This window comes from Alteraquisediminimonas sediminicola, assembly GCF_019740335.1.
GTDB classification, from domain to species: domain Bacteria; phylum Pseudomonadota; class Alphaproteobacteria; order Sphingomonadales; family Sphingomonadaceae; genus Alteraquisediminimonas; species Alteraquisediminimonas sediminicola.
Map to the genome: position 1 here is coordinate 1,057,830 of NZ_JAHXZS010000001.1, position 23,395 is coordinate 1,081,224.

Consider the following 23,395-nt stretch of genomic DNA (forward strand, 5'->3'; position numbering starts at 1 on the left):
TTTATGTTCCGATTCTGCTATTGATTTAGGTAAATCAGGGTGGATAGGATCGGCGCATGGGTGGCTATGGATCGGGGCGACAATACGGGCGGCCAACGGCTGATTTAAGTCTGCGGGTCGATATCGCATGGATGATCCGTACAGGGCACGCCATCCCCGGCTCGCTTATGTCCGGCACCCTAAGTTGGAGTTATGGCAGGGATAATCCAGCGGGCTCGATCAGCTATCAGGCTGATATGTCAGACTGTCACAATGCCAAGCTGCTCCTGACTTACACACACGGTTCTGGTGAGAATAAGGAAAGCGTCCGGCAGAAAGTCCGCCTGACCTGCACTGAACCGCATTATGGCGGGAAACGATGGTGGATGATCTGCCCCTATCACGGCATTCGGGTCAGCAAGCTATACAAGCCCAGTGGCGGGGACCGGTTTGCGTCGCGCACGGCATGGCGATTGGGCTATCAGTCGCAACGTAGCTCCGAACGCGACCGACCCTTTGACAGGCTGTTCAGGCTGCAAAAGAAACTGGGGTGCCAGCAAGGCTATGACAATTGGCCAACGCGCCCCAAAGGCATGTGGCAGCGCACCTATGACCGTCATCTGGCCCGCTATCAGGAACTCGACGCCGAATGTGCGGTCGCATTGTATGCAATAATGCAGAGGGGTGGGTTAATCCCATAGACGGCCGGCTAAAGGACCGCACATGATCGAAACTTCCCTCATCCGCGATTCAGTGCATGGGGGGGGCATTGATCCCTGCACGGAACAATATAGGGACCGACTAAACTCACTAAAGGGTGTGCTAATACAGATTTCTCGCCCGCGCGCGCGAGGGGGAAACACATGGGTTTAGGGGGTAGCGATAGCAGTATGGGGGTATATTTGGGGGTACATTGCAAATATATTAAAACATTATAATATTATATCAATATCTTATAAATACTTTTCGATGCCTGCAGCCGCACCATCAGACAAACACCTCCAGCCCTCACACGCTCCGCATGCTGTGCTTGCCTGTGCCCTGATGCAACACCGTTTCCACCCCATCGTGGATGTCGAACACCGTGCCTTGGGGCGCATCAGGGGCCAGCAGCACCCCTTCATATGGATCGCCACCCGCCAACAGGCCGCGCAATACCCGTAGCGTGACACCATGGCTGATCACCAGCACATCGCGCGCCGGATCAAGATCGGCCAGCCATGATTGCAACCGCGCCGCAATCGCCGGAAACCATTCGCCACCGGGCGGTGGCACAGTGAAAACGCGCCGTTCGGGGCAGGTGATCGGGCCAATATCCGCCACGATCTCGGCATAATGACGCCCGGTCCAATCGCCGACATCGATTTCCAGCAAACGTAGATCATGACGAAAGTCGAAAAAGTCGCGTTCCAGATGCTCGGCGATAATGGCAGCTGTCTGCATCGTCCGACCCGCAGGCGAGGTCCATAAATCCACATCCGGCGCATGGCCCAACGCAGCCAACAACCCCGCGCCCATCGCCTCGGCCTGCGCGATCCCATCGCGGGTAAGCGGCGTATGCCCCAAATGGCCCTGCATCCGGGCGCTGGCATTATAAACGGTTTCGGCATGACGGGCGAGAATGAAGCGCATGGCATCGCCTTAGCGCTCAACGACACAACAGGGAAGCAATGCCACTCCTCTATATTCATCAATGCGCAGAAATGGCGGGCAAGCCACACCAAGGACAACGCCCTGCACACCTTAATTTATTAAAATATTGCGCTTCATTAGCCTGCGGTTAAGCCAGTGCCTGCTACATCTTTTCCCGTCATGCCTTATCGGCATCAATGAAAAGGACTTTTGCGATGCGCAAACTCATCATGGCCTTGGCCCTTGCCACAGTCACCGCAACCGCAATGCCCGTGCTGGCAGATCCGCCGCCTTGGGCGCCCGCCCATGGCCGCCGCGCGCAGGAGCGCAACCTATATGATCGTTATGGCCGTTATTACGACCCTCGCCGCCTGTCTTATGATGAACGCATCTGGCGCGGCCGCGATGGGCGTTATTATTGCAAGCGCGACAATGGCTCGACCGGCCTGATCATCGGCGCAGCCGCCGGTGCCCTGCTCGGTCGTGAATTGTCGCGCGGCGAAGATGCCACTGTCGGCATGATCATCGGCGCAGCGGGTGGCGCGTTGGTCGGTCGCGCGATCGACCGTGGCGACATCCGCTGCCGTTAAGACTTAGCCCAAATTGACCTGAAGCCGGGTGATGCGTGAGGTATGGATGCGCCACGCCCCGTTCACCCGGCGATAGGTTTCATGATAATGACCGCAACCATGCAGCGTCAGGACGCTCCCGTCTTCGGTCAAGATCTGGTCTTCCATCGCGATCACGCCGCACGCTTCATCATCGGCGAGGATTTCCACTTCATGGCAATGGCCATGATGGATGGTCCGCGAATTGCCAATCGCGCCGCGAATGAAGGCGATAATATTGTCGCCGCCTTGATAGACCCAGTCATTGCTCTCGGCAGCGCGACCGGACTCGCCTGCGCCATCGATGCTGAGCGAGGCGCGCGCATCGAAAGTCGCATCATCGCAAAAAACGGACCGAAGCGCGTCCCATTGCTTGGTATCCATCAACCGGAAATAGCGGCCCTTGAGCTGCTTGATTTCTTCGATGGCGAATAATTTTTCACTGATGTCCATGGGGGCGTCTTCATCCTCAGATTATGTTCTGCCACCTGTGTAACCAGTCGGCAGGACATAACCAGCAGGACAATTAGCTAGGTGCGGATCACACCAACCGGCTTTGACGCACCGCGGCTTCAATGAAGCTCTTGAACAATGGATGCGGATCGAACGGCTTCGATTTCAATTCCGGGTGGAACTGCACACCGATGAACCACGGATGGTCCGGACGTTCGACGATTTCCGGCAATTGGCCATCGGGCGACATGCCGCTGAACACCAGACCGCCTTCTTCCAGCGGCTGGCGATAATGGACGTTCACCTCATAACGATGGCGATGGCGCTCGGAAATATCATTGCCGCCATAGATCGCCGCAACATGGCTGTTGCCCGTCAGCTTCGCCGCATAAGCGCCAAGCCGCATCGTGCCGCCAAGATCGCCGCCTTCTTCGCGCTTCTGGCGGCCTTCCGCCGTCATCCACTCGGTAATCAGGCCGACCACCGGCTCGGTCGTCTCGCCGAATTCGGTCGTCGATGCGTGCTTGATGCCCGCCGTGTTGCGCGCGCCTTCGATGCAGGCCATCTGCATCCCCAGACAAATACCGAAGAACGGCACCTTATGTTCACGCGCAAAGGTCACGGCCGCGATCTTGCCTTCCGAACCGCGCTCGCCAAAGCCGCCGGGGACGAGAATCCCGTCCATCGGTTCCAGCTTCGCCGCAAGGCCAGCCTCGTCTTGTTCAAATACTTCCGCGTCGAGCCATTTGACATTGACCTTGACCCGGTTCGCCAGCCCGCCATGGACCAACGCCTCATGCAGCGACTTATACGCATCCTGCAATCCGACATATTTGCCGACGACGCCGATGGTCACTTCGCCTTCCGGGTTGGTCTGACGGTCGATAATATCGTCCCAGCGGGAAAGATCCGGTTCGCCCTTCGCCTCGATCCCGAAGGCGCGCAGCACTTCATTATCCAGCCCTTCGGCGTGATATTGCAGCGGCACCGCATAGATGCTCGATGCATCGAGCGCCTGAATAACCGCCTCTTTGCGCACATTGCAGAACAACGCGATTTTCGCGCGTTCGGTTTCCGGCAGCGGCTTTTCGCAACGGCACAGTAAAATGTCCGGCTGAATGCCAAGGCTGGTGAGGTCGCGCACGCTGTGCTGGGTCGGCTTGGTCTTCAATTCGCCCGCCGCCGCAATATACGGCACCAACGTCACGTGAATGAACACCGTGTTCTCGCGCCCGATGTCGTTACGCAGCTGGCGGATCGCCTCCATGAACGGCAGCGATTCGATATCGCCCACCGTCCCGCCGATTTCGCACAAGACGAAATCCAGCCCTTCGGTATCGGCCTGCGCGAACTCCTTGATCGCATCGGTGACATGCGGAATGACCTGCACCGTCGCGCCAAGATAATCGCCACGACGTTCCTTGGCGATGATCTGCTGATAAATGCGGCCAGAGGTCACATTGTCCGATTGCCGCGCCGCAACGCCGGTAAAGCGTTCATAATGGCCGAGGTCGAGGTCGGTTTCCGCCCCGTCATCGGTCACATAGACCTCACCATGCTGATAGGGGGACATCGTGCCCGGATCTACGTTGAGATACGGGTCGAACTTGCGGATGCGCACGCGGTAACCACGCGCCTGCAAAAGGGCAGCGAGCGACGCTGCCATCAAACCTTTGCCAAGCGAGGAAACCACGCCGCCAGTGATGAAAATATACCGGGCCATGGGAGGATTCGCATAACGAGCCATGCCCCTATTGGGCAAGGGCTGATTGCGTCAAAGCGATAAAAAATCTGGGGATGGATAAGATCATCCACGCATTTTCGATGATGATGGCCGACATCCCAATGTCGTCATTCCCGCGAAGGCGGGAATCCAGACAGGACGAACCGACGCGGTTGCGCACCCTTCGATCTGATAGTGATTCTGGATTCCCGCCTACGCGGGAATGACGGGGTGCAGGAATAACCTAACGCGGCGCGGGTCTCGCTCCCCGCGCCGTCTTCAAATTTTGCCCGCGCTTATAATGCCGCCAGCACCGCATCGCCCATTTGGGTGGTGGTCATCGTGCCACCAAGATCGGCAGAACGCGCACCATTGGCCAAGGCCGTGGCCACCGCCGCATCGATCTTGTCGGCGATTTCCGCCTGACCGAGCGAATAACGCAGCATCATCGCCGCCGACAGGATCGTCGCCAGCGGGTTCGCCTTGCCCTGCCCGGCGATGTCCGGGGCGGAACCATGGATCGGCTCATACAGCCCCTTCTGGTTCGCATCGAGCGAGGCCGATGGCAGCATGCCGATCGAACCGGCGCACATGCTCGCCTGATCCGACAAAATATCGCCGAACAAATTGCCGGTCACGATCACGTCAAACTGGCCCGGATTGCGGACAAGCTGCATCGCGGCATTATCGACATACATATGGCTAAGTTCGACATCGGGATATTCCGCATGCGTCTCGATCACGACATCACGCCACAATTGCGAGGTTTCGAGCACATTCGCCTTGTCGACCGAGCATAATTTGCCCCGACGCGCCCGCGCCGTTTCAAACCCGACCCGTGCGATCCGGCGCACTTCGTCCTCATTATAGGACATGACATCATAGCCTTCGCGCTTGCCATCCTTGGTCGTGCGCATGCCCTTTTCACCGAAATAGACATCGCCGTTCAATTCGCGCACGATCACCATGTCGATCTGGGTTGCCACTTCCGGACGCAAAGCCGATGCATCGGCCAGTTCCTTGAACAAGGTCGCCGGACGCAAATTGGCAAACAGGCTCAATTCCTTGCGCAGGCCAAGAATCGCCTGTTCGGGCCGCAAATGGCGTTCCAAGCTGTCACAATCAGGATCGCCGACCGCACCGAACAAGATCGCATCGGCGCGCTTGGCGAGATCGAGCGTGGCTTGGGGCAGCGGGTGGCCCGATGCCTTATAAGCAGCGCCGCCAACCGGGGCTTCTTCGAATGTCAGGCCGGGAATCGCGAGCGCGTCCAGCACGCGGCGGGCTTCAGCGATGACTTCGGGACCGATCCCGTCACCGGGCAAAAGGGCAATCAGCATGGGAAACTCCGTCAATAATAATCGCCCTCGCCCATGCCTTGAGCAAGCGTATCACGCAACCATCTTGTTCAATCGCTCCACCAACCGCGCCCGCGCGGCCATCAAAGATTGGCCCGAGGATTGGCCGGACGCATGCCCCGTTCCATGCAGCACATCCCGCGCAATGAAATGGCCGGTCAGCTTCAACCCCTCCAGCAATGCCGAAAGGTCCGGCACCTCTTCACCCCGCAGAAACGCCGGCAATGGCAGCAATCGGTCGCGATAGCCCTCGCCCGCCACCCGCGACACCGCCCGGCCCGTTTTCGGGCTGACATAGATCAGGTCATCGACCGCATCCGTGACCGCGCACCGCTCCAGATCAAGGCCAAAGCCCAATTCAATCAGGGTCAGCAATTCATATCGCACCAGCGCCACAACCCAACCGCGCGCGCTCGGCGCGGCCTCAATCGCCGCCAATGCGGCATCGAGCGCCTGATACAGAGAAGGAAAGGGCTGCTGCTCCGGCAACGCACGGGCAGTCAGCGCCGTCAGCCATTGCAACCCGGCCGCCGCCAATGGCTCGGCAAATAAAGGGCCGCGACTGTGATGAAGTTCAACCCGCATCGACGGCAATTGCGTTTCGGACCGGGCATGGCAATCGATGACGACCTGATTGCCCGGTTGCAGCACGGGCCGCATCGCGGTTGATCGCCCGGCCTGCACATAGCCCGCGACCAACCCATCATCCGGCGTCATCGCCCGCAATATCACGCCATGTTCGCCATGATGACGAATACCGCAGATAATGGCCGGGCATTGGATGTGCATTTTTGTTAAGCCTCAGTCGCCGGGCGACAACATTCATAGTCGCCCGGCGTTTGAGTTCTATAACACATCAGTGCTTGAACAACGTCTCCGACGTATATTCCACCGGCGTAATCGCCTTATCGGCAGCTGCTGCCGAAGCCGCGCGGTTGGCGCGCAGTTCTTCGATCAGCGCTTCACGATCGCCTTCCAGGCTTTCATCTGGCTGGGCTTCGATCCCGGCGCGCTTTGCGGCCTTGCTGATCAGCGCATCGAGTTCACGCTGCGAACACAGGCCCAAGGTCACCGGGTCTTTCGGCACGATGTTGACGATGTTCCAGTGCGAACGATCGCGGATCGCGGCGATGGTGGTGCGAGTCGTACCGATCAGCTTGGAAATCATGCCATCCGACACTTCCGGGTGGTTGCGCAGAATCCACGCAATGCCATCCGGCTTGTCCTGACGCTTCGACACCGGGGTATAACGCGGCCCCTTGGTGCGACGGACCGGTTCCGGCCCTTTCTGCATTACCAGACGGTAATTCGGATTGGCCTGACCCTTTTCGATTTCTTCCATCGTCACTTCATGTGCGCGCACCGGATCGCGGCCCGTCAGCTTGGTCGCGGCGGCATCATCGGCGATGGCCTGAATTTCAAGGATATGCAGACCGCAGAACTCGGCAATTTGCACGAAGCTGAGCGATGTGTTGTCCACCAGCCATGAGGCGGTTGCATGCGGCATCAAAGGCTGAGCCATGTTGCGAATTCTCCAGACAATAAAAGGGCCGCCCCAATACGGGAGCGGCCATTGCATAGAGCCTCATATACGGATAACGGCGTAATTCAGCAAGCGCCGTCTTTATATAGATGTAGGATATAGATGTCGTGCAGGCTAGCATCTGCCTAAAGCGTCAAACATCAACGGTTGACGAATCTATATCGATCGGATAACCGACCGGCACTTCATTCGGCTATACGCCGCAAAATTCGACGGGATTAAAGATCATGGCGCGCATTTGCGAACTGACCGGCAAGGGTCGGCTGGTTGGGAACAACGTTTCCCATGCGAACAACAAGACCAAGCGGACCTTTCTGCCGAACCTGCAGAATGTGACCCTGCTGTCCGATTCACTCGCTCGTGGCGTCAAGCTGCGCGTGTCGACCAACGGTCTGCGTTCGGTTGAACATGTCGGCGGCCTCGATAATTGGTTGCTGAAGACCAATGACGAAAAGCTGAGCCTGCGTGCGCGTCGCCTCAAGCGCGAAATCGCGAAGAAGGGCGAAGTCACCGCTGCCTGATTGGGCCGGTTTCTTGCTGAATTTCAAAACGCCGGGCGGCAACGTCCGGCGTTTTTCGTTGTGATGCATCCTATTGATCAAGCACTGGCTTAACGCCCTTTTGTCACCCCTCTGCCTTTCAGGTTGAGGGCAAATTTCATCAGCAACGTACGTTGCAACGGGCTGAAATTATCGTCCGACATCAGCCAGACCAACGTCTCCCCGCGCGCCTGCGTCACCTCGACCCCCTCCATATTATCGACCGCCAGTGGCGGGGCCAAATGGGCAATGGGCTGGGCTGTCCAGATTTTGCCGCGCCTGATCGACTTGGGATCGGCCAGCGACAAGATTGCCGACACGCCATCCAATATCGTGAAGCGCCGATGCAGCAGCAGCAATCGGCCATCCGGCAATTGCGCTGCATCGGTCACGAGATACCCTGCCGGGGGGCGATAATTGAACCCGATGGCAGTCGTGCCGGGTGTTGTCGGATCGCCTGAAAACAGCAGCGCCGACGACAAATGCTTCACGTCTCCGCCATCTTCCGACAAGACCAGAAACCGGCCATCATCCAGACGGACCATCGCCTCCGTCCCGGCATTGGGGGGCCAGTCCTTCATCAATTTCGGGGCGACCTGCGCCGTGATCTTCCCGGTCGCAAGGTCATAACGGCGGATCATATTGGTAAATTCAAAGCCGACCCAATAACGCCCGCCTGTTTCATCCACCACCAGCGACTCCGCATCGCGCTCGCGCTTTTCATCCGAGCGCCCCGCGCCAATGGCGATTTGATCCAGCCGCGCTTGATAGATCGCGCCGCCGGGACCCATCGCAAATCGCAATAACATGCCCGCATCGCCCACCGCCATAAAGCCATGCTGCGTCCCGCGCAGGCTCGACACGCCGCCAAAAGCCGGATCACGCGCGCGCAGCTCCCAAGCCCCGCGAAATTGCAGCGCGCCCACCTGTTGCCGGGAAGGGTTGGTGAGATCGAGCGGCGTCACCACCGATTCGATTCGGATCTGGCCATAATGATCCGCCACCGACCACGGGGCCGATGCGGACAGGCTGAGCATCAACATGAACGAAAGCAATAATCGCATCATGTGCCGATCCTAACCGATACGCCCTCTCTTGAACAAGGCGTATGACTGAAAAACAAGGGAAATCTTCTTCACCCCCAAAAGCCAGATGAACGCCAGATAACAGCGATGTTCAGCAATAGATCAACCCGCTGATTGCATAAGGGGGCATCGGATGTAGAGACGGACCTCCCGCCTCCCGCCCAACAGACAGAACAGGAGCCGGGACCATGCTCAAGCAGATACTCAATTCCACCATGATCGCTGCCATCGCCCTGACGGCCACTGCGACCGCACCGGCCCTTGCTCATGGTGATCGCGGCTATCGCGACTATCGCCCCTATCAGGTCGGCAATTATTATGATGGCGACCGCTATTATGGCGACCGGGATGATCGGCGTTATCGCGAATATCGCGGCGACCGGCGCTATTATGGTCGCAGCCGGGGCCGTGGCTATAGCTATAATGGCTGCGACAAAGGCACGGGCGGCACCGTGATCGGCGCGGTCGCAGGTGGCCTCGCCGGTCATGAACTCGCCGGTCGTGGCGGTGATCGCACCTTGGGCATGATCCTTGGCGCAGGCATTGGCGCTGTCGCCGGACGCGCCATCGACCGCTCGGACAATCGCTGCTGAAGATGAAGATAGAGCGCCGGTTGCCCAACGCCGGCGTCTCAAGAATTGACGTAGCGTAGCATCCCTCCAAGCGCGTTTTCGTTGCTTTGCGTATCCCTTTCCCCTCAAGGGCTGGTGCGTCGCTACAGGTTGCGGCATGGAGAATGCTCTATGTCATCCGATCAGCATCCAGACCGCTTCCAAGAAGAAAAGTCCGCAGGCCTTGTGCGCGGTAGCGACCAGCCCGACATCGAAGCCGGGCTGGCGGTGATCCGCGACATGGTTCGGACATTGCCGCTTGCCCCCGGCGTGTATCGGATGCTCGATGCCAAGGGCGAGGTTCTGTACGTCGGCAAGGCCAAGGCGCTGAAAAACCGCGTCACCAATTACACCCAATTGAATGGCCTGACGAAACGCATCCAGCGGATGATCGCGCAGACCCGGTCGATGATGATCGTCACCACCGAGAATGAACGCGCGGCGTTATTGCTCGAAGCCCAGCTCATCAAACATTATCGCCCGCCGTTCAACGTGCTGCTGCGCGATGACAAAGGCTTTCCCCATATTCTGGTGCGGGAAGATCATGATTTCCCGCAAATCCTCAAACATCGTGGCGCACGGCGGACCAAGGGGCGCTATTTCGGCCCGTTCGCCAGCACCGCCGCCGTCACCCAGACGCTCAATGCGCTGCAAAAAATCTTCCAGCTGCGCTCTTGCAGCGACGGTTTTTTCGCCAATCGCTCCCGCCCGTGCATGCTCTATCAGATCAAGCGCTGCTCGGCCCCCTGTGTCGAGCGGATCAGCAAGGCCGATTATGCCGCCAGCGTCGATGACGCCATCGCCTTTCTCTCCGGCAAATCCGCCAGCGTCCAGCAAAAGCTCGCCCGCCAGATGGAACGGGCATCAACGGACATGGAATATGAAATGGCCGCGCTCTATCGCGACCGGCTGCGCGCGCTCAATCATGTGCAGGCCGGGCAGAGCATCGGCTTTCAGGGCATGGAAGATGCCGACATCTTCGCCCTCGCCAGCAAAAGCGGCAAGGTCACGATTCAGGCCTTTTTCATCCGCGACGGCCTGCATCGCGGCCATAAAAGCTATTTCCCCGCCCATGTATCGGATGTGGCGGAAGATGAGATCCTCGCCGGTTTCCTGATGCAATTCTATCAACAGGCCGAACCGCCGCGCCTGATCCTGCTGGATCGCGCGCTGGAGGATGCCGTGCTGATCGCCGACGCCCTGACCGAACGCGCAGGCCGCAAGGTCACGCTCCGCAAGCCCCAGCGCGGCGATCAGGTCCAGCTTGTGGCCCAAGCCAGCCGGAATGCGGTCGATGCGCTTGATCGCCACATGGCCGAATCCGCGACACAGGCCCGTATTTTCGAGGAACTGGCCGATCTGTTCGCGCTCGACGGCCCGCCCGACCGGATCGAGGTGTACGACAACAGCCACATCCAAGGCACCAATGCCATCGGCGCGATGGTCGTCGCGGGACCAGAGGGCTTTCGCAAAAACGCTTATCGCAAATTCAACATCAAACGCGCCGACACCGCCCCCGGCGATGATTTCGCGATGATGCGCGAAGTGCTCGAACGCCGCTTCCGCCGCCTCAACGACGAAGACCCGGACCGCGAGGCCAAGCAAGGCTCGGCGGGCCAATGGCCGGACCTGCTGCTGATCGACGGCGGCAAGGGACAGGTGAGCGCGGTCAAATCGGTGATGGACGAACTCGGCATCGAAGATGTCGCGCTGATCGGCGTATCGAAAGGACCGGACCGCAATGCCGGACGCGAAATCTTTCACTTCCCCGACGGCCGCGAATTAACGCTGCCGGTCAACAACCCGGTGCTGTTCCACCTTCAACGCCTGCGCGACGAGGCCCATCGCTTCGCCATCGGCACCCATCGCGCCAAGCGCACCAAGGCCCAGATCACCAATCCGTTGGATGAAGTCCCCGGCATCGGCCCGGCGCGCAAAAAGGCGCTGATGCTCCACTTCGGCTCGGCCCGCTCAGTGCGCGAAGCGACGTTGGAAGAACTCCAACGCGTCCCCGGCATCTCCGCCACCGTCGCGGGGATCGTGTATGATTTTTATCATCCAGTGGGGTGATAGAGAGTTTTATCAGCCCCTCACCCCTCTGCCATCCGCGCCGCCTGTTCCCAGATCGCAGGCGACGCCGCCGCCATGAGGCCAGGGCTGGTATCGCCCACCCGATACGCCCGCCCATCCGGCCAGGCGATCTTGCCGCCCGCTTCTTCGAGGAACAACGCGCCCGCCGCATGGTCCCAGGGCAGACTGCGCCAGAACATCGCGAAATCCTGCGTGCCATCGACGCAGCGCGGATAATCGGCCCCCGCGCACATCAGGCCGGGCAAAGCCTGTTCCAGCTCATCCGCCAGCCGCTCCAGCCGCGCCCGACCCGCCACATCGGCATAGCGATTGGGCAACGCCCCGACCAAGCCCGGTCGCCCGGTGGGCCTCGCATTGACCTGCACCCCATCGATATAGGCCCCGCGCCCCAGCCGCGCCCGGCACGTCCGCGCGGTGACCGGATCCAGAATCCAGCCGCCCTGCGTCTCGCCCTCCGCCACCAATGCGATCATCACCGCAAAATGCGGCAGGCCCGCCGCAAAATTCCGAGTCCCATCCAGCGGATCGACCAGCCAGACCGTGCCTTTATCGAGTTTCGTCATCAATTCGGGTTGAAATTCGCAGGCCTCTTCGCCCACCACCCGCGCACCCGGAATGAGCGTAGCGAGCTGTTCCGTCAGCCATTCTTCCGACTCGCGATCGGCGATAGTCACTACCTCACCCGGCGTTTTTTCGCTGATTTCATGGCTTGCGAGCGTCCTGAACCGGGGCAGGATGATCCGCTCCGCCACATGGCGCAACATCTGTGTTACTGCTTTGTCTAAAGCATCCATATCAACGTCCTGCATCGAAAATGACGGAAAGGTGACATTTTGCTCATTGTCCTCAGTTATAAAGCCGGGTTAAGGTGAAACTTGAGGGCGAGACAGTCCTTATACCACAAGGAAGACGGCATGACGAAATTGAGCGGCAGTGACAGTAAGAGCACGCTCTACTGTTCCTTTTGCGGGAAGTCCCAGCATGAGGTCCGCAAGCTGATTGCCGGGCCGACGGTGTTCATCTGCGATGAATGCGTCGAGCTGTGCAACGATATCATTCGCGAGGAAACCAAAGGTGGTCTCGCGGCGAAACGTGACGGCAGCGTGCCGACGCCGCAGGAGATCTGCAAGGTATTGGACGATTATGTGATCGGCCAGTCCAAGGCGAAGCGCGTTCTCTCGGTCGCGGTGCATAACCATTACAAGCGGTTGAATCACGGCGGCAAGGGTGCCGACGTCGAACTGGCCAAGTCGAACATCCTGCTCGTTGGGCCGACCGGCTGCGGCAAGACCTTGCTTGCCCAGACCCTCGCCCGTATCCTCGATGTGCCGTTCACCATGGCCGATGCCACGACTCTGACCGAAGCCGGCTATGTCGGCGAAGACGTCGAAAACATCATTCTGAAGCTGTTGCAGGCATCGGATTACAATGTCGAACGCGCCCAACGCGGCATCGTCTATATCGACGAAATCGACAAAATCAGCCGCAAGGCCGAAAACCCGTCGATCACCCGCGACGTTTCGGGCGAAGGCGTGCAACAGGCCCTGCTCAAGATGATGGAAGGCACCGTCGCCTCCGTCCCGCCACAGGGCGGGCGCAAGCATCCGCAACAGGAATTCCTGCAGGTCGATACCACCAATATCCTCTTCATCTGCGGCGGCGCGTTCGCCGGGTTGGAAAAGATCATCGGTGATCGCATGCAGGGCAAGTCGATCGGCTTTGGCGCGCATGTCGCCGGACCGGACGAACGCCGTGCGGGCGAAGTGTTGCGCCAGTGCGAACCGGAAGATTTGCTGAAATTCGGCCTGATCCCCGAATTCGTCGGTCGTCTGCCCGTCATCGCGACGCTGGAAGATCTGGATGAGCCGGCCTTGGTCAAGATCCTGTCGGAGCCGAAAAACGCCCTCGTCAAACAATATCAGAAATTGTTTGAAATGGAGGAGGCCAAGCTCACCTTCACCGAGGATGCGCTGTCGGCCATCGCGAAAAAGGCAATCGAACGCAAAACCGGCGCGCGAGGTCTGCGTTCGATTCTCGAACTGATCTTGCTCGACACCATGTTCGATCTGCCCGGCAACAACGACATTGATGAAGTCATCATCGACAAGGATGTCGCCGAAAATCGCAAGGAACCGGTGCTGGTTTATGCCAAAAAGGACAAGGAAGCAGCGGGCGACGCCGCCTGATCCTTATTCTTTAGATGCCCCGCACATTGTTGCGCTCGTCCGTGCTGTCGATGGCACTTGCGGCTGTGCCGACCGTATCTCTTATCGTCATCCCCGCCTGAGCGGGGATGACGAGATAATGAGAGAAGTGGCGCACCTTATCTCCAGCGCCGCCAACCCCATGTGGCCGCAGCACTAAGTGTCAGCCCCCTCTCTCGTCTCACAAAGGGACAGGTGCAAAATAGGGGGAGCCAACGGGAAGTTTATCCTGTAAAACCTGCGTCATAATAGAGATTGAGTAAGTTGCGTTGATCAGCACGAGTTGGACCATCAAACGGCGTCAGCCGATCCAATATTATCGCAGACGGCGCAAATTGCAGCGGCGCTTTGCGGCGGCACTGGTCTGTCTGTGCCTGATTGCCCTGCAACTGACCTATGGTTTGCACGCCGAACCGCACCGGCTTTCTGCCAGTGATTTGAACGGTCGCAGCCTGACTGCGGACAACGCGCCCGACAGCCCTGCCGCTCACAGTCCGCAACCCGCTGCCTTCATATCGCAAAGCGGTTTCGATCCCGGCCCAGCGGCGGCGGCATTTTCGATGCGGGGCATGTCCGCCCTGACCCGTTTTCGCGCCACCTTGTGCCTGACCAGCGCCATTTATTATGAAGCCGCGAACGAACCCGATGATGGCCAGCGCGCTATCGCACAGGTCGTGCTCAACCGTGTGCGCCACCCCGCTTACCCCCACAATGTTTGCGATGTCGTGTATCAAGGGTCCGAACGCGCGACCGGCTGCCAATTCACCTTCAGTTGCGATGGCTCAACCGCCCGTGTGCCGGTGAGCACCCCTTGGGCGCGCGCGCGCCGCCATGCGATGGAGGCATTGAATGGCTATGTCTATACGCCCATCGGGCTGGCGACCCATTATCACACGCTGGCCGTCGCGCCTTATTGGGGCAACAGTCTCAGGAAGGCCGGGATCATCGGCGCGCATATTTTCTATCGCTGGCCGGGACAGCCGGGCGAGGCCGCCGCGTTTAATGCGCACTACACTGGGCTGGAACCGCTCCCCATCCCGCATCCCCGCGCCGTCGACCCAACCCCGCCCGTCGATCCGTTGTTCACAGGCACCGCCTATCCGGCCTTGACCCAGCACACACCCGCGCCCGCCCCGACACCTGCATCGGTCGCGAGCCAATGGACACCAGAGTCCAACATTGTCGAAAAATATCGCGACAGCGGCAAATGGATCAAGGATTGAGCGCGAAGCCTTGAAGGCTGGCACTGAACGCACCGCGTGCCTTTGTGGGCCGGTGCTTAACGCACCGCGCCGTGCTTCACGAGGCGCGGCAACAGCGTGATTGCGCCAAGGATCGGCCAGCGACGCTGCCAAGGGCGGATCACGATGGCATGGCCGCTATGACGGCTGATCTTCCACGCGAGATAATCAATCCCGCCCGCATAGGTCAGGCTCGCCTTCAACAGCCGCAGCACCGTCAACGACTTACCTTGCAGCCGCCGCAGTCGCCAGCGCCGCCGCGCCGCCACCGGGCTATCCAGCCGTCCCAATCGCGCCGACGCCAGCACGTCCGGGGTGAAAAGCAGATAACGCGCCGGATCGGCATCCACGACCGACCCCGCCCGCGTCTTGCGCTCGGCGCGCAATTCCGCGCCATAGGTGAGCGCAAAGGCCATCCGCCAAATCGCCAGCGGATCGCCATCATCTTGTGCCGTTAAGGGCAACGCCGCCGCCAACAGGGTCGGCGCAGCCTCCGCCACGGCATCCACCGCCCGCTCGCCCGCCGCCTCATTCGCCTGCCAGACAAGGCGGCTCGGCTGGGCAAATCGCGCCCATACCGACACGTTCAACGTCTCGCGCCGGTTCAATCGGGCGAAATCCTCCACCGACAGCACCGCATATTTGGCGATCAGCCCGGCATGGCTGGCGGGAAACACATTGGGCGGCACCAACTGATTCGCAACCGCCATCCAGCCCTGCGGATAGGCCGCGCGATAGTCGTTCACGATCAGGTAGAAATCGAGCATCAGCCCATCGAGCTTGGTCTCGCGCAGGCAGGAGCCGTAAAACAGCACCGCCTCGGCGGCTGCGCCATAACGGCCCGCAATATCCGCCGCGAACGCCACGACGCGCGGATCGACCGGCTGGCCAAGCTCAGCCGCGACAAGGGCGCGCAATCCACTCACGCCGCGAGGCGCAGGAACGATACGGGTTCGGTGGAGCGCAACACAATCGGGAAGCCGGGCCGCGCCTGAAAAATCTCGCCGTCGAGAATCACGCTGGAACAATCGCCGTCGATCTGAATCGTGTCGCCGCGTTCGACATAGACCCCGGCCATGCGATCACGCCCCAGCTTGCCGAACAGGCCCGCAAACAAGGCCCGCACCAACACCACCGGGCTTTGGTCAATCGCGAGAAAACGCATCGAACCCGATGCCTTGGGCGCACTGGCGAACAACAGTTTTTCCAGCGTGGTCACGATCAAAAAGGCGAATTTGCCCTGCAACTGCCCATCGCGCAACAATGACACGCGCACCGGGCTTGGCTGTGGCGGCAGGAACCGGGCCTTCACCCGCAGGATCAGCGACGCCAGCACCGCAAAGAAGGTCAGCAAATGACACAGACCATTGGGCAGGCCGGTCGGGTATAATTTGTGACGGCAATAAAGGATGCTATCGGCTAGCCCTGCCCCGCCAAGGAACATGCCCAGCACCGGACGGGTGCCGACATGGCCATCCGTCAACGAGATCAGCTCGCGCGCGACAACATGATCGGCGAAATCGGTATCGGCCAGCGCCATGATCCGGCCCAGCGCCGCAATCGCATCACCATGCGCGCCGAGATCGAGCGCGATCAAATTGGTTTTGCCATTAGGCAACACTGCCACCGGCGGCACATTATCTCCGAAATGATTGCCGAGATGCAATTCCGTCAGCGCAGCCTGCACTGTGCCATCGCCGCCATTGACGACAAGGATGCGCGGCTTGACCCGCGCAATCGTCGCCATGGCTTCGGCGATCTGGTCGACATGCTCCACCTCATAATGGAAAATCTCCGGGTGATCGGCGCAATAACGCCGGATGCGCGGCAGCAACGCCTTGTTGCCGCTGGACCGGGGATTGGAGATGAGTGCGACCTTAATCAGCATGGATTATCTCGATACGACCCGCACGGGGCGAAAAGAGCCGCCCTGCACATAATTCATGACCACCGTGATCACCCGAGTCCCTTGACCAACATTGAACGCCACATCCTTGGGTGATGGCTTGCTCTTCATAATCAGGTCCATCAGCGAGATTTCAGGATTGCCCGACATGCCGCCCCCGTCCGACATGTCCGACTTGTGATTGCCGTTCAGATCGTGACGCACCGAAATCGCATAGATGCCGGGCTTAGGTACCGGCACGCAGATCGATACACCGCCCATCGCCGGGACCGGCACGTCGATTCGTTCAAGCCAAGCGCCCTTATCGAAATATGTCGCCGGATTGCCGCCATAGGATTGGACCCGCAATGACCCGCGACGCACCTTCAACCCTGTGACCTCGACCAGCACCGCAGAAGTCGCACCCGCCCCACATCGGGTGGCATGGGGACCAAGCACATTTGCAGCTGCCGTCTCAGGTGACGCCAACAAGGCCGTCACCACCAGCAAAACCGGCAAGAATGCGACAGACAACGCACTGCGTCCACCCAAACCCAAATGATGCAAAATTCCACCGAACCACATGTTCTGTATGGACATTTTCTTCCGATCCTTATGCGACCTACGCCAACTTGTGATCTGACTCGTCAAATTCTGCGACCACAGGCTATAAATCGTTTGGCTTTGAGGCCAAAAAATGGTGAAGCAGCGGCGAATAGTGAAAATTAAAAATATGGGCGGCGACTTGACCAACCTGAAGCTCATCGATCGCTATCTGGCCAGGTTGATTGCCGTGCCGCTTATGGCGACGCTGACGATCGCCGCGATGCTGCTTGTCCTCGACAAAATGTTGCGATTGTTCGACTTTGTCGCGCGCGAAGGTGGCCCTGTAGATGTCGTCTGGAAGATGCTGGCGAATATGTTGCCGGAATATCTGTCCCTCGGCATCCCGATTGGCCTGATGCTCGGCATTTTGCTCGCTTTCAGAAAAATTGCGCTGTCGTCGGAATTGGATGTGCTGCGCGCCGTCGGCTATTCTTATGGCCGGCTGTTGCGGGTGCCCTATATGTATGCCGTCGGTCTGGCGTTGCTGAATCTCGCCATCGTCGGCTTCATTCAACCCTATTCCCGCTACGCCTATGAAGGGCTGCGCTTCGAATTGCGTTCTGGCGCGCTCGGCGCGTCGATCAAGATTGGTGAGTTCACCGAACTTGGCAAGCACATGACCCTGAGGATCGAACAAAGCCGGGATCAAGGGCGCGACCTACGTGGTATATTCCTGATGGCGGACGGCAAGGATGGCAAGACATTGGCGGTCACCGCCGAACGCGGCACGTTCCTCGCCACCGACGATCCAGACACAATCATCCTGCGTTTGAAAAATGGGCGACTGGTCCATGGCAACCCCCATTATCGCGCGCCGCGCGTGCTCGCGTTTGAAAGCCATGACCTTCCAATCGACCTCCCCAAGGTCGAAACCTTCCGCCATCGCGGCGGCAGAGATCTGGAACTCACCATGCCGGAACTGGTGCGCGTCGGACATGATCCCAAGACTGATCTGCAAACGCGCCGCCAAAGCCTCGCCAATTTCCACTTCCGACTGGTGGAAGTGGCGATGATGATGCTGTTGCCGCTGCTCGCGGTCGCGCTCGCGGTGCCGCCCAAGCGCTCGTCATCGGCCCTGGGCGTCTTTCTCTCGATCATCATCGTTGTGACCTATCACAAGGTCAATGAATATGCCGAGGCGCTGGGTTCCATCGGCACGGTGCCGCCATGGGTCGCCTTGTGGCTACCGTTCATCGCATTTTCGGGCCTGATTGTGTGGATTTACCACATCCTCGCCCATCACCCCGGCGGTCAGCCCATCGGCGCGCTGGAACGGTTGTTCGCCATCATCTCCGGCAAGCTACGTTCGTTTGCCGCGCGGGTCCGCGCGAAATTGCAAAAGGATCATGGCTGATGTCCGGACAGACACAGTTTTTTCCATCACGCACCCTCAGCTGGTACATGGCCCGGCTGTTCATCGTGCGCACCATTGCGGTGCTCGGCGGGCTGGTCCTGATTCTCCAGACCCTCGACATGTTGGGCGAATCCGGAAAAATCCTGTCCTATGCAGGCAATGGCGATGCGGAATTATGGCGTTATGCAGGCCTGCGCGTGCCGCAGATCATCGCACGATTCCTGCCATTTTCGGTGCTGCTGAGCACATTGATCACGCTCGCCACGCTCAACCAGAACAGCGAAATCATCGCGATGAAGGGCGCGGGGATTTCCGCCCATCAAATTCTGGCGCCGTTGGTCGTGGCCAGCCTTGGCATCGCGATCATCGCCTTTGCCTTTAACGATCGCGTGGTCGTGCGTTCGATCAAGGCGCTGAATGACTGGGAGGCCGCCGATTATGGCCCGGTGCCGCGCGGCAGCCTGACCATCAACAATATCTGGGTCCGCGATAATGACGACCTCGTTCATGCCGAGACAGTCACGGGTCGGGGCGACAACACCCGCATCACGCATATCGAGATTTTCGAGCGCAATGGCGGCGAACTGATCGCGACCACCAAGGCCGAAGGCGCGGTGCGCGATGGCAATGGCTGGCGACTGACGGGCGCGATGGATCGCTTCGACGTTATCCGAGGCGTGCCGGTGCCGCGCACTACGCCGCATTTTGGCGATGGCATTACGCCGGATCAATTCGCCTTGTCGAACATCAAGGCCGATGAGAACGCCTTCCGCCCCCTGCTCCGCGCTATCCACAATCTGGAACGCGCCGGACGCCCCACCAGCGCGCTACGGGCCGGTCTGTGGCACAAGATTTCCGGGCCGCTGTCGATCACCCTGATGCCCTTGCTGGCTGGCGTCGCCGCCTTTGGCCTTGCCCGATCCGGCAAATTATTTCTGCGCGCGGTGATCGGCATGGGGCTGGGCTTTGCCTATTTCGTCGCCGACAATTTCGCCCTCGCCATGGGCAATCTCGGCGCTTATCCGGGCTGGCTCGCCGCTTGGGCGCCGTTCATGCTGTTCTTGATGATCGGCGAACTCGTTCTGGTGATGACGGAAGAATAATCGCCAGCCGCTGACAGATTACCATCAACGACGACATCGTCGCCGCAAGCGCGAACGCGCGCCCGAGCTTATTGGGCGAGGAAAACCTTAGCGGACGTATGCCCGCGCCGATGCCTGAGACGGATACAAAAAAGCCCCCGCTTGCGCGAGGGCTTTTCATGCAATCGAGGCTAAAGCCTATCAGCCCTTTTTCAGGTGGCGACGGCCCAGCAATTCGGCAATCTGCACTGCGTTCAGTGCAGCACCCTTGCGCAGATTGTCCGACACGCACCAGAGCGACAGGCCGTTTTCCACGGTCGAATCGTCACGGACGCGGCTGATAAAGGTCGCATAATCACCGACGCATTCGATCGGGGTGACATAGCCACCATCTTCACGCTTATCGACCAGCATGATGCCCGGCGCTTCACGCAGCAACTTCTGCGCATCTTCGGCGGACAGTTCATTTTCCATTTCGATGTTGATGGCTTCCGAATGGCCCACGAACACCGGCACGCGCACGCAGGTCGCGGTCAGCTTGATCTTCGGATCGAGGATCTTCTTGGTTTCGGCGACCATTTTCCATTCTTCCTTGGTCGAGCCATCGTCAAGGAAGCTGTCGATATGCGGGATCACGTTGAACGCGATCTGCTTGGTGAACTTGTGCGGCTCGACGCTGTCGCCCACGAAAATGTTACGCGACTGTTCGAACAATTCGTCCATCCCGGCCTTGCCCGCGCCCGACACCGATTGATAGGTGGCGACGACGACGCGCTTGATCGTGGCGGCATCATGGATCGGCTTCAGCGCGACCACCATCTGCGCGGTCGAGCAGTTCGGATTGGCGATGATGTTGCGGACCTTGTAGCCATCGATTGCGTCCGGGTTCACTTCCGGCACGATCAACGGCACATCCGGGTCCATGCGATAGAGCGAGCTGTTGTCGATCACGACGCAACCTGCTGCCGCCGCGCGCGGGGCGTGGATCTTGGTCGCATCCGAACCGATGGCGAACAGGGCCATGTCCCAGCCGGTGAAATCGAAATTGTCGATATTCTGGACTTTGTACTTCTTGCCGGTTTCGCCGAAATCGATTTCGTCGCCCTGGCTGCGGGCCGAGGCCAATACCGCCAATTCGTCAATCGGGAATTCACGCTCGGCAAGGATGTTGAGCATTTCGCGGCCCACATTGCCCGTGGCACCCGCAACAACGACACGATAACCCATGATGATGTTTCCTGTGATCTGATATGAGGTAAAATAGAAAAGGCCGGAACCTGTTGCGGTCCCGGCCTTTTCGAAAGCTTGAAGCTGAAGCGGTGAGGCTTAGCCCTTTGCGGCTTCCGAAGCCGGACGATTGTCACGACGTTCTGCAATACGCGCGCGTTTACCGGTGCGGCCACGCAGATAGTACAGCTTGGCGCGACGGACGACGCCCTTGCGGACCACATCAATCGATTCGACGTTCGGCGAATAGAGCGGGAATACGCGTTCAACGCCTTCACCAAAGCTCATCTTACGGACGGTGAAGTTCGAACCCATGCCCTTGTTGGACCGGGCGATGCACACGCCTTCGTAATTCTGAATACGGGTGCGTTCGCCTTCAACAACGCGCACACCGACCTTCAACGTGTCACCCGGACGGAATTCCGGAATTTTCTTGTCTGCGGTCAGCTTTGCAATCTGTTCCGCTTCAATCGTCTGAATGAGGTTCATGCCTCTTTTCCTTCGTCTGTCGTCGCGCACCAGAGGGAGGTTGAACCCGAGCGCCAATATGGCGCTCCCAAAGGTCCGGCCTCCGTAGCCGTGTGTCATCTTCCGCCTGACGTTTCCGCCACGCATCGATTTTCGCATGATCCCCCGATCGCAACACTTCAGGGATCATCCGCCCTTCCCATTCAACAGGTCGGGTATATTGCGGATATTCCAAAAGCCCCGATTCGAAGCTCTCGTCATCACCGCTAGAAGCCGCGCCCATTACGCCGGGCAGCAACCGAATGCAAGCGTCGAGCAAAACAAGCGCGCCCATCTCGCCACCGGACAGGATATAATCGCCAATCGAGACCTCGATAATGGGTCGCGCAGCGAAGATCCGCTCGTCAAATCCTTCGAATCGGCCACATAAAATCGTGACCCCCGGGCCTTGCGCCAGTTCCCGCACCAGCTTTTGCGTCAATGGCTTGCCGCGCGGCGTCATCGCGATCACCGGGGCTTGGGGCGCCAGCGCCAGCGCATGATCGACCGCAAGGCCGAGAATATCCGGCTTCAACACCATCCCGGCCCCGCCGCCTGCGGGCGTATCGTCGACGCTGCGATGCTTGTCGGTCGCAAAGTCGCGCATCTGAATGGGATTGCACGCCCATTTGCCCTCGGCCAGCGCACGCCCCGCCAAGGACGTGCCCAATGGGCCGGGGAACATCTCCGGATAGAGCGTCAATATCTGCGCGGTGAAGGTCAAGCCTCAAACATCCTCGACCAGCCGCCCGTAGAGATCGGGCCTGCGGTCGCGGAAAAAGCCAAAGGTCGCGCGATGCTTGCGGATCTTTTCCAGATCGAAGCTGGCGGTCAGCACGCCCGTCACGCCATCGACATAATCGGCCACCATGTCCCCGCGCTCATCGCAGATGAAGCTATGGCCGTAAAAACTCTGCTCGCCTTCGGTGCCAATCCGATTGGCGGCGACCACCGGCACGACATTCGACACCGCATGGCCAACCATCGCGCGCCGCCACAAACGCGAGGTATCGAGATCCTCGGACGCCGGTTCATCGCCAATCGCGGTCGGGTACATCAAGATATCCGCCCCCATCAGCATCATCGCGCGGGCCGTTTCTGGATACCATTGGTCCCAGCAAATCCCGACACCGATCACGCCATGCTTGGTCGGCCAGACTTTGAAGCCGGTATTGCCGGGGCGGAAATAGAATTTCTCGGTATAGCCGGGGCCATCCGGAATATGGCTCTTGCGATAGACGCCCATGATATTGCCACCGTCATCAATCATCGCGAGGCTGTTGTAATAATGCTGGCCGTCACGTTCGAAAAAGCTGGTCGGGATGTAGATTTTCAGCTCCGCCGCCAGCGCCTGCATCGCCTGCACCGAGGGATGCACGGCTGTCGGGCGCGCGGTTTCGAACCAGCGTTCATCCTGCGTCTGGCAGAAATACGGCCCTTCGAACAATTCCGGCGGCAAGATCACCTGTGCCCCATCACCCGCGGCTTCCCGCACTAAAGCGGACACGGCAGCGATATTGGCGTCCACATTGCCCCCAAGGGCAAGCTGCAAGGCGGAAACGGTGATCATGATGCGTATCTTTCCGGAATCATGTAAAAGAAGCGGGACGGCTCTAGCTTGAAAATGCGTCAAGGCAAAGGCTGCGCCCATGCCCTTGACTTTTACA

General features: G+C 59.4%; 25 protein-coding genes. 9 read left to right on the plus strand and 16 right to left on the minus strand.

Going from position 1 to position 23,395, the window contains the following annotated elements:
• Positions 1-56: 56 nt before the first annotated feature.
• Positions 57-680: a hypothetical protein gene (locus tag K6117_RS05230; RefSeq protein ID WP_221792627.1), complete on the plus strand. Its 624-nt coding sequence runs from the start codon at positions 57-59 to the stop codon at positions 678-680.
• Between the two features lie 307 nt (positions 681-987).
• On the opposite strand, the gene K6117_RS05235 is transcribed toward K6117_RS05230, so the two are convergent.
• A complete protein-coding gene (locus K6117_RS05235; protein WP_221792628.1) occupies positions 988-1,611 on the minus strand; it encodes a histidine phosphatase family protein in 624 nt (207 codons plus the stop codon).
• A gap of 215 nt (positions 1,612-1,826) precedes the next feature.
• Between K6117_RS05235 and K6117_RS05240 the strand changes: the two genes are divergently transcribed.
• Positions 1,827-2,201 (plus strand): glycine zipper 2TM domain-containing protein, encoded by a 375-nt coding sequence (locus K6117_RS05240; RefSeq protein WP_221792629.1) that lies wholly within the window; start codon positions 1,827-1,829, stop codon positions 2,199-2,201.
• A 3-nt stretch (positions 2,202-2,204) separates the two neighbouring features.
• Here K6117_RS05240 and K6117_RS05245 read toward each other — a convergent pair whose 3' ends face one another.
• The 5 genes from K6117_RS05245 to K6117_RS05265 form a co-directional block, all read right to left on the minus strand.
• Positions 2,205-2,672: a nuclear transport factor 2 family protein gene (locus K6117_RS05245; RefSeq protein WP_221792630.1), complete on the minus strand. Its 468-nt coding sequence runs from the start codon at positions 2,670-2,672 to the stop codon at positions 2,205-2,207.
• A gap of 88 nt (positions 2,673-2,760) precedes the next feature.
• The gene (pyrG, locus tag K6117_RS05250) at positions 2,761-4,395 is read right to left on the minus strand and encodes a CTP synthase (RefSeq protein ID WP_221792631.1); all 1,635 of its coding nucleotides are present in this window, start codon (positions 4,393-4,395) and stop codon (positions 2,761-2,763) included.
• A 296-nt stretch (positions 4,396-4,691) separates the two neighbouring features.
• Positions 4,692-5,735: a 3-isopropylmalate dehydrogenase gene (gene leuB / locus K6117_RS05255; protein ID WP_221792632.1), complete on the minus strand. Its 1,044-nt coding sequence runs from the start codon at positions 5,733-5,735 to the stop codon at positions 4,692-4,694.
• A 51-nt stretch (positions 5,736-5,786) separates the two neighbouring features.
• Entirely contained in the window at positions 5,787-6,542 is a 756-nt protein-coding gene (gene recO, locus K6117_RS05260) for a DNA repair protein RecO (RefSeq protein ID WP_221792633.1), read from the minus strand.
• A gap of 67 nt (positions 6,543-6,609) precedes the next feature.
• Complete coding sequence (locus tag K6117_RS05265; protein WP_221792634.1) at positions 6,610-7,275, minus strand: DUF1013 domain-containing protein; 666 nt, start codon at positions 7,273-7,275, stop codon at positions 6,610-6,612.
• Positions 7,276-7,523: 248 nt separating this feature from the next.
• Here K6117_RS05265 and rpmB point away from each other — a divergent pair, with 248 nt between their 5' ends.
• Entirely contained in the window at positions 7,524-7,817 is a 294-nt protein-coding gene (gene rpmB / locus K6117_RS05270) for a 50S ribosomal protein L28 (protein WP_221792635.1), read from the plus strand.
• Positions 7,818-7,906: 89 nt separating this feature from the next.
• On the opposite strand, the gene K6117_RS05275 is transcribed toward rpmB, so the two are convergent.
• Positions 7,907-8,902 (minus strand): esterase-like activity of phytase family protein, encoded by a 996-nt coding sequence (locus K6117_RS05275; protein ID WP_221792636.1) that lies wholly within the window; start codon positions 8,900-8,902, stop codon positions 7,907-7,909.
• Between the two features lie 206 nt (positions 8,903-9,108).
• On the opposite strand from K6117_RS05275, the gene K6117_RS05280 reads away from it, so the two are divergent.
• Both K6117_RS05280 and uvrC read left to right on the plus strand, forming a co-directional pair.
• Positions 9,109-9,513: a glycine zipper 2TM domain-containing protein gene (locus tag K6117_RS05280; RefSeq protein ID WP_221792637.1), complete on the plus strand. Its 405-nt coding sequence runs from the start codon at positions 9,109-9,111 to the stop codon at positions 9,511-9,513.
• A 150-nt stretch (positions 9,514-9,663) separates the two neighbouring features.
• Positions 9,664-11,601, plus strand: a complete 1,938-nt coding sequence (gene uvrC, locus K6117_RS05285) for an excinuclease ABC subunit UvrC (RefSeq protein ID WP_221792638.1) — start codon at positions 9,664-9,666, stop codon at positions 11,599-11,601.
• 20 nt (positions 11,602-11,621) lie between these two features.
• On the opposite strand, the gene K6117_RS05290 is transcribed toward uvrC, so the two are convergent.
• Positions 11,622-12,416 (minus strand): inositol monophosphatase family protein, encoded by a 795-nt coding sequence (locus K6117_RS05290; protein WP_221792639.1) that lies wholly within the window; start codon positions 12,414-12,416, stop codon positions 11,622-11,624.
• 120 nt (positions 12,417-12,536) lie between these two features.
• Between K6117_RS05290 and clpX the strand changes: the two genes are divergently transcribed.
• The gene (gene clpX, locus K6117_RS05295) at positions 12,537-13,808 is read left to right on the plus strand and encodes an ATP-dependent Clp protease ATP-binding subunit ClpX (RefSeq protein WP_221792640.1); all 1,272 of its coding nucleotides are present in this window, start codon (positions 12,537-12,539) and stop codon (positions 13,806-13,808) included.
• A 10-nt stretch (positions 13,809-13,818) separates the two neighbouring features.
• On the opposite strand, the gene K6117_RS14540 is transcribed toward clpX, so the two are convergent.
• Complete coding sequence (locus tag K6117_RS14540; protein WP_281422092.1) at positions 13,819-13,944, minus strand: hypothetical protein; 126 nt, start codon at positions 13,942-13,944, stop codon at positions 13,819-13,821.
• 151 nt (positions 13,945-14,095) lie between these two features.
• On the opposite strand from K6117_RS14540, the gene K6117_RS05300 reads away from it, so the two are divergent.
• Positions 14,096-15,049 carry a cell wall hydrolase gene (locus K6117_RS05300; protein ID WP_246604817.1) on the plus strand — a complete coding sequence of 318 codons (954 nt, stop codon included), beginning with the start codon at positions 14,096-14,098 and terminating at the stop codon, positions 15,047-15,049.
• 56 nt (positions 15,050-15,105) lie between these two features.
• Here the strand turns inward: K6117_RS05300 and K6117_RS05305 are convergent, their stop codons facing one another.
• From K6117_RS05305 to K6117_RS05315, 3 genes are read right to left on the minus strand one after another with little or no spacing between them, the layout of a single operon-like run.
• Entirely contained in the window at positions 15,106-15,993 is an 888-nt protein-coding gene (locus K6117_RS05305; RefSeq protein WP_221792641.1) for a hypothetical protein, read from the minus strand.
• On the minus strand, positions 15,990-16,952 hold the full coding sequence (locus tag K6117_RS05310) for a diacylglycerol/lipid kinase family protein (protein WP_221792916.1): 963 nt from the start codon (positions 16,950-16,952) through the stop codon (positions 15,990-15,992). The genes K6117_RS05305 and K6117_RS05310 overlap by 4 nt, the downstream gene beginning before the upstream one ends.
• A gap of 6 nt (positions 16,953-16,958) precedes the next feature.
• The gene (locus K6117_RS05315; RefSeq protein WP_246604819.1) at positions 16,959-17,552 is read right to left on the minus strand and encodes a DUF2141 domain-containing protein; all 594 of its coding nucleotides are present in this window, start codon (positions 17,550-17,552) and stop codon (positions 16,959-16,961) included.
• Between the two features lie 133 nt (positions 17,553-17,685).
• Between K6117_RS05315 and lptF the strand changes: the two genes are divergently transcribed.
• Together lptF and lptG are read left to right on the plus strand one after the other, a co-directional pair.
• Complete coding sequence (gene lptF / locus K6117_RS05320; RefSeq protein WP_221792642.1) at positions 17,686-18,912, plus strand: LPS export ABC transporter permease LptF; 1,227 nt, start codon at positions 17,686-17,688, stop codon at positions 18,910-18,912.
• A complete protein-coding gene (gene lptG / locus K6117_RS05325; protein ID WP_221792643.1) occupies positions 18,912-20,015 on the plus strand; it encodes an LPS export ABC transporter permease LptG in 1,104 nt (367 codons plus the stop codon). The genes lptF and lptG overlap by 1 nt, the downstream gene beginning before the upstream one ends.
• Before the next feature lie 180 nt (positions 20,016-20,195).
• On the opposite strand, the gene K6117_RS05330 is transcribed toward lptG, so the two are convergent.
• The 4 genes from K6117_RS05330 to aguB form a co-directional block, all read right to left on the minus strand.
• Positions 20,196-21,221: an aspartate-semialdehyde dehydrogenase gene (locus K6117_RS05330; protein WP_221792644.1), complete on the minus strand. Its 1,026-nt coding sequence runs from the start codon at positions 21,219-21,221 to the stop codon at positions 20,196-20,198.
• Between the two features lie 99 nt (positions 21,222-21,320).
• Complete coding sequence (gene rplS, locus K6117_RS05335; RefSeq protein ID WP_221792645.1) at positions 21,321-21,710, minus strand: 50S ribosomal protein L19; 390 nt, start codon at positions 21,708-21,710, stop codon at positions 21,321-21,323.
• Positions 21,688-22,452 (minus strand): tRNA (guanosine(37)-N1)-methyltransferase TrmD, encoded by a 765-nt coding sequence (gene trmD, locus K6117_RS05340; protein WP_221792646.1) that lies wholly within the window; start codon positions 22,450-22,452, stop codon positions 21,688-21,690. Before trmD ends, rplS begins: the two co-directional genes overlap by 23 nt.
• A gap of 3 nt (positions 22,453-22,455) precedes the next feature.
• A complete protein-coding gene (aguB, locus tag K6117_RS05345) occupies positions 22,456-23,298 on the minus strand; it encodes an N-carbamoylputrescine amidase (RefSeq protein WP_221792647.1) in 843 nt (280 codons plus the stop codon).
• Positions 23,299-23,395: the final 97 nt, after the last annotated feature.

Bases quoted from the DNA above. Each gene is read 5' to 3' on its own strand.
- K6117_RS05230 (WP_221792627.1), top strand. From the start codon at position 57: ATGGGTGGCTATGGATCGGGGCGACAATACGGGCGGCCAACGGCTGAT.
- K6117_RS05235 (WP_221792628.1), bottom strand. From the start codon at position 1,611: ATGCGCTTCATTCTCGCCCGTCATGCCGAAACCGTTTATAATGCCAGC.
- K6117_RS05240 (WP_221792629.1), top strand. From the start codon at position 1,827: ATGCGCAAACTCATCATGGCCTTGGCCCTTGCCACAGTCACCGCAACC.
- K6117_RS05245 (WP_221792630.1), bottom strand. From the start codon at position 2,672: ATGGACATCAGTGAAAAATTATTCGCCATCGAAGAAATCAAGCAGCTC.
- pyrG (WP_221792631.1), bottom strand. From the start codon at position 4,395: ATGGCCCGGTATATTTTCATCACTGGCGGCGTGGTTTCCTCGCTTGGC.
- leuB (WP_221792632.1), bottom strand. From the start codon at position 5,735: ATGCTGATTGCCCTTTTGCCCGGTGACGGGATCGGTCCCGAAGTCATC.
- recO (WP_221792633.1), bottom strand. From the start codon at position 6,542: ATGCACATCCAATGCCCGGCCATTATCTGCGGTATTCGTCATCATGGC.
- K6117_RS05265 (WP_221792634.1), bottom strand. From the start codon at position 7,275: ATGGCTCAGCCTTTGATGCCGCATGCAACCGCCTCATGGCTGGTGGAC.
- rpmB (WP_221792635.1), top strand. From the start codon at position 7,524: ATGGCGCGCATTTGCGAACTGACCGGCAAGGGTCGGCTGGTTGGGAAC.
- K6117_RS05275 (WP_221792636.1), bottom strand. From the start codon at position 8,902: ATGATGCGATTATTGCTTTCGTTCATGTTGATGCTCAGCCTGTCCGCA.
- K6117_RS05280 (WP_221792637.1), top strand. From the start codon at position 9,109: ATGCTCAAGCAGATACTCAATTCCACCATGATCGCTGCCATCGCCCTG.
- uvrC (WP_221792638.1), top strand. From the start codon at position 9,664: ATGTCATCCGATCAGCATCCAGACCGCTTCCAAGAAGAAAAGTCCGCA.
- K6117_RS05290 (WP_221792639.1), bottom strand. From the start codon at position 12,416: ATGGATGCTTTAGACAAAGCAGTAACACAGATGTTGCGCCATGTGGCG.
- clpX (WP_221792640.1), top strand. From the start codon at position 12,537: ATGACGAAATTGAGCGGCAGTGACAGTAAGAGCACGCTCTACTGTTCC.
- K6117_RS05315 (WP_246604819.1), bottom strand. From the start codon at position 17,552: ATGTCCATACAGAACATGTGGTTCGGTGGAATTTTGCATCATTTGGGT.
- lptF (WP_221792642.1), top strand. From the start codon at position 17,686: ATGGGCGGCGACTTGACCAACCTGAAGCTCATCGATCGCTATCTGGCC.
- lptG (WP_221792643.1), top strand. From the start codon at position 18,912: ATGTCCGGACAGACACAGTTTTTTCCATCACGCACCCTCAGCTGGTAC.
- K6117_RS05330 (WP_221792644.1), bottom strand. From the start codon at position 21,221: ATGGGTTATCGTGTCGTTGTTGCGGGTGCCACGGGCAATGTGGGCCGC.
- rplS (WP_221792645.1), bottom strand. From the start codon at position 21,710: ATGAACCTCATTCAGACGATTGAAGCGGAACAGATTGCAAAGCTGACC.
- aguB (WP_221792647.1), bottom strand. From the start codon at position 23,298: ATGATCACCGTTTCCGCCTTGCAGCTTGCCCTTGGGGGCAATGTGGAC.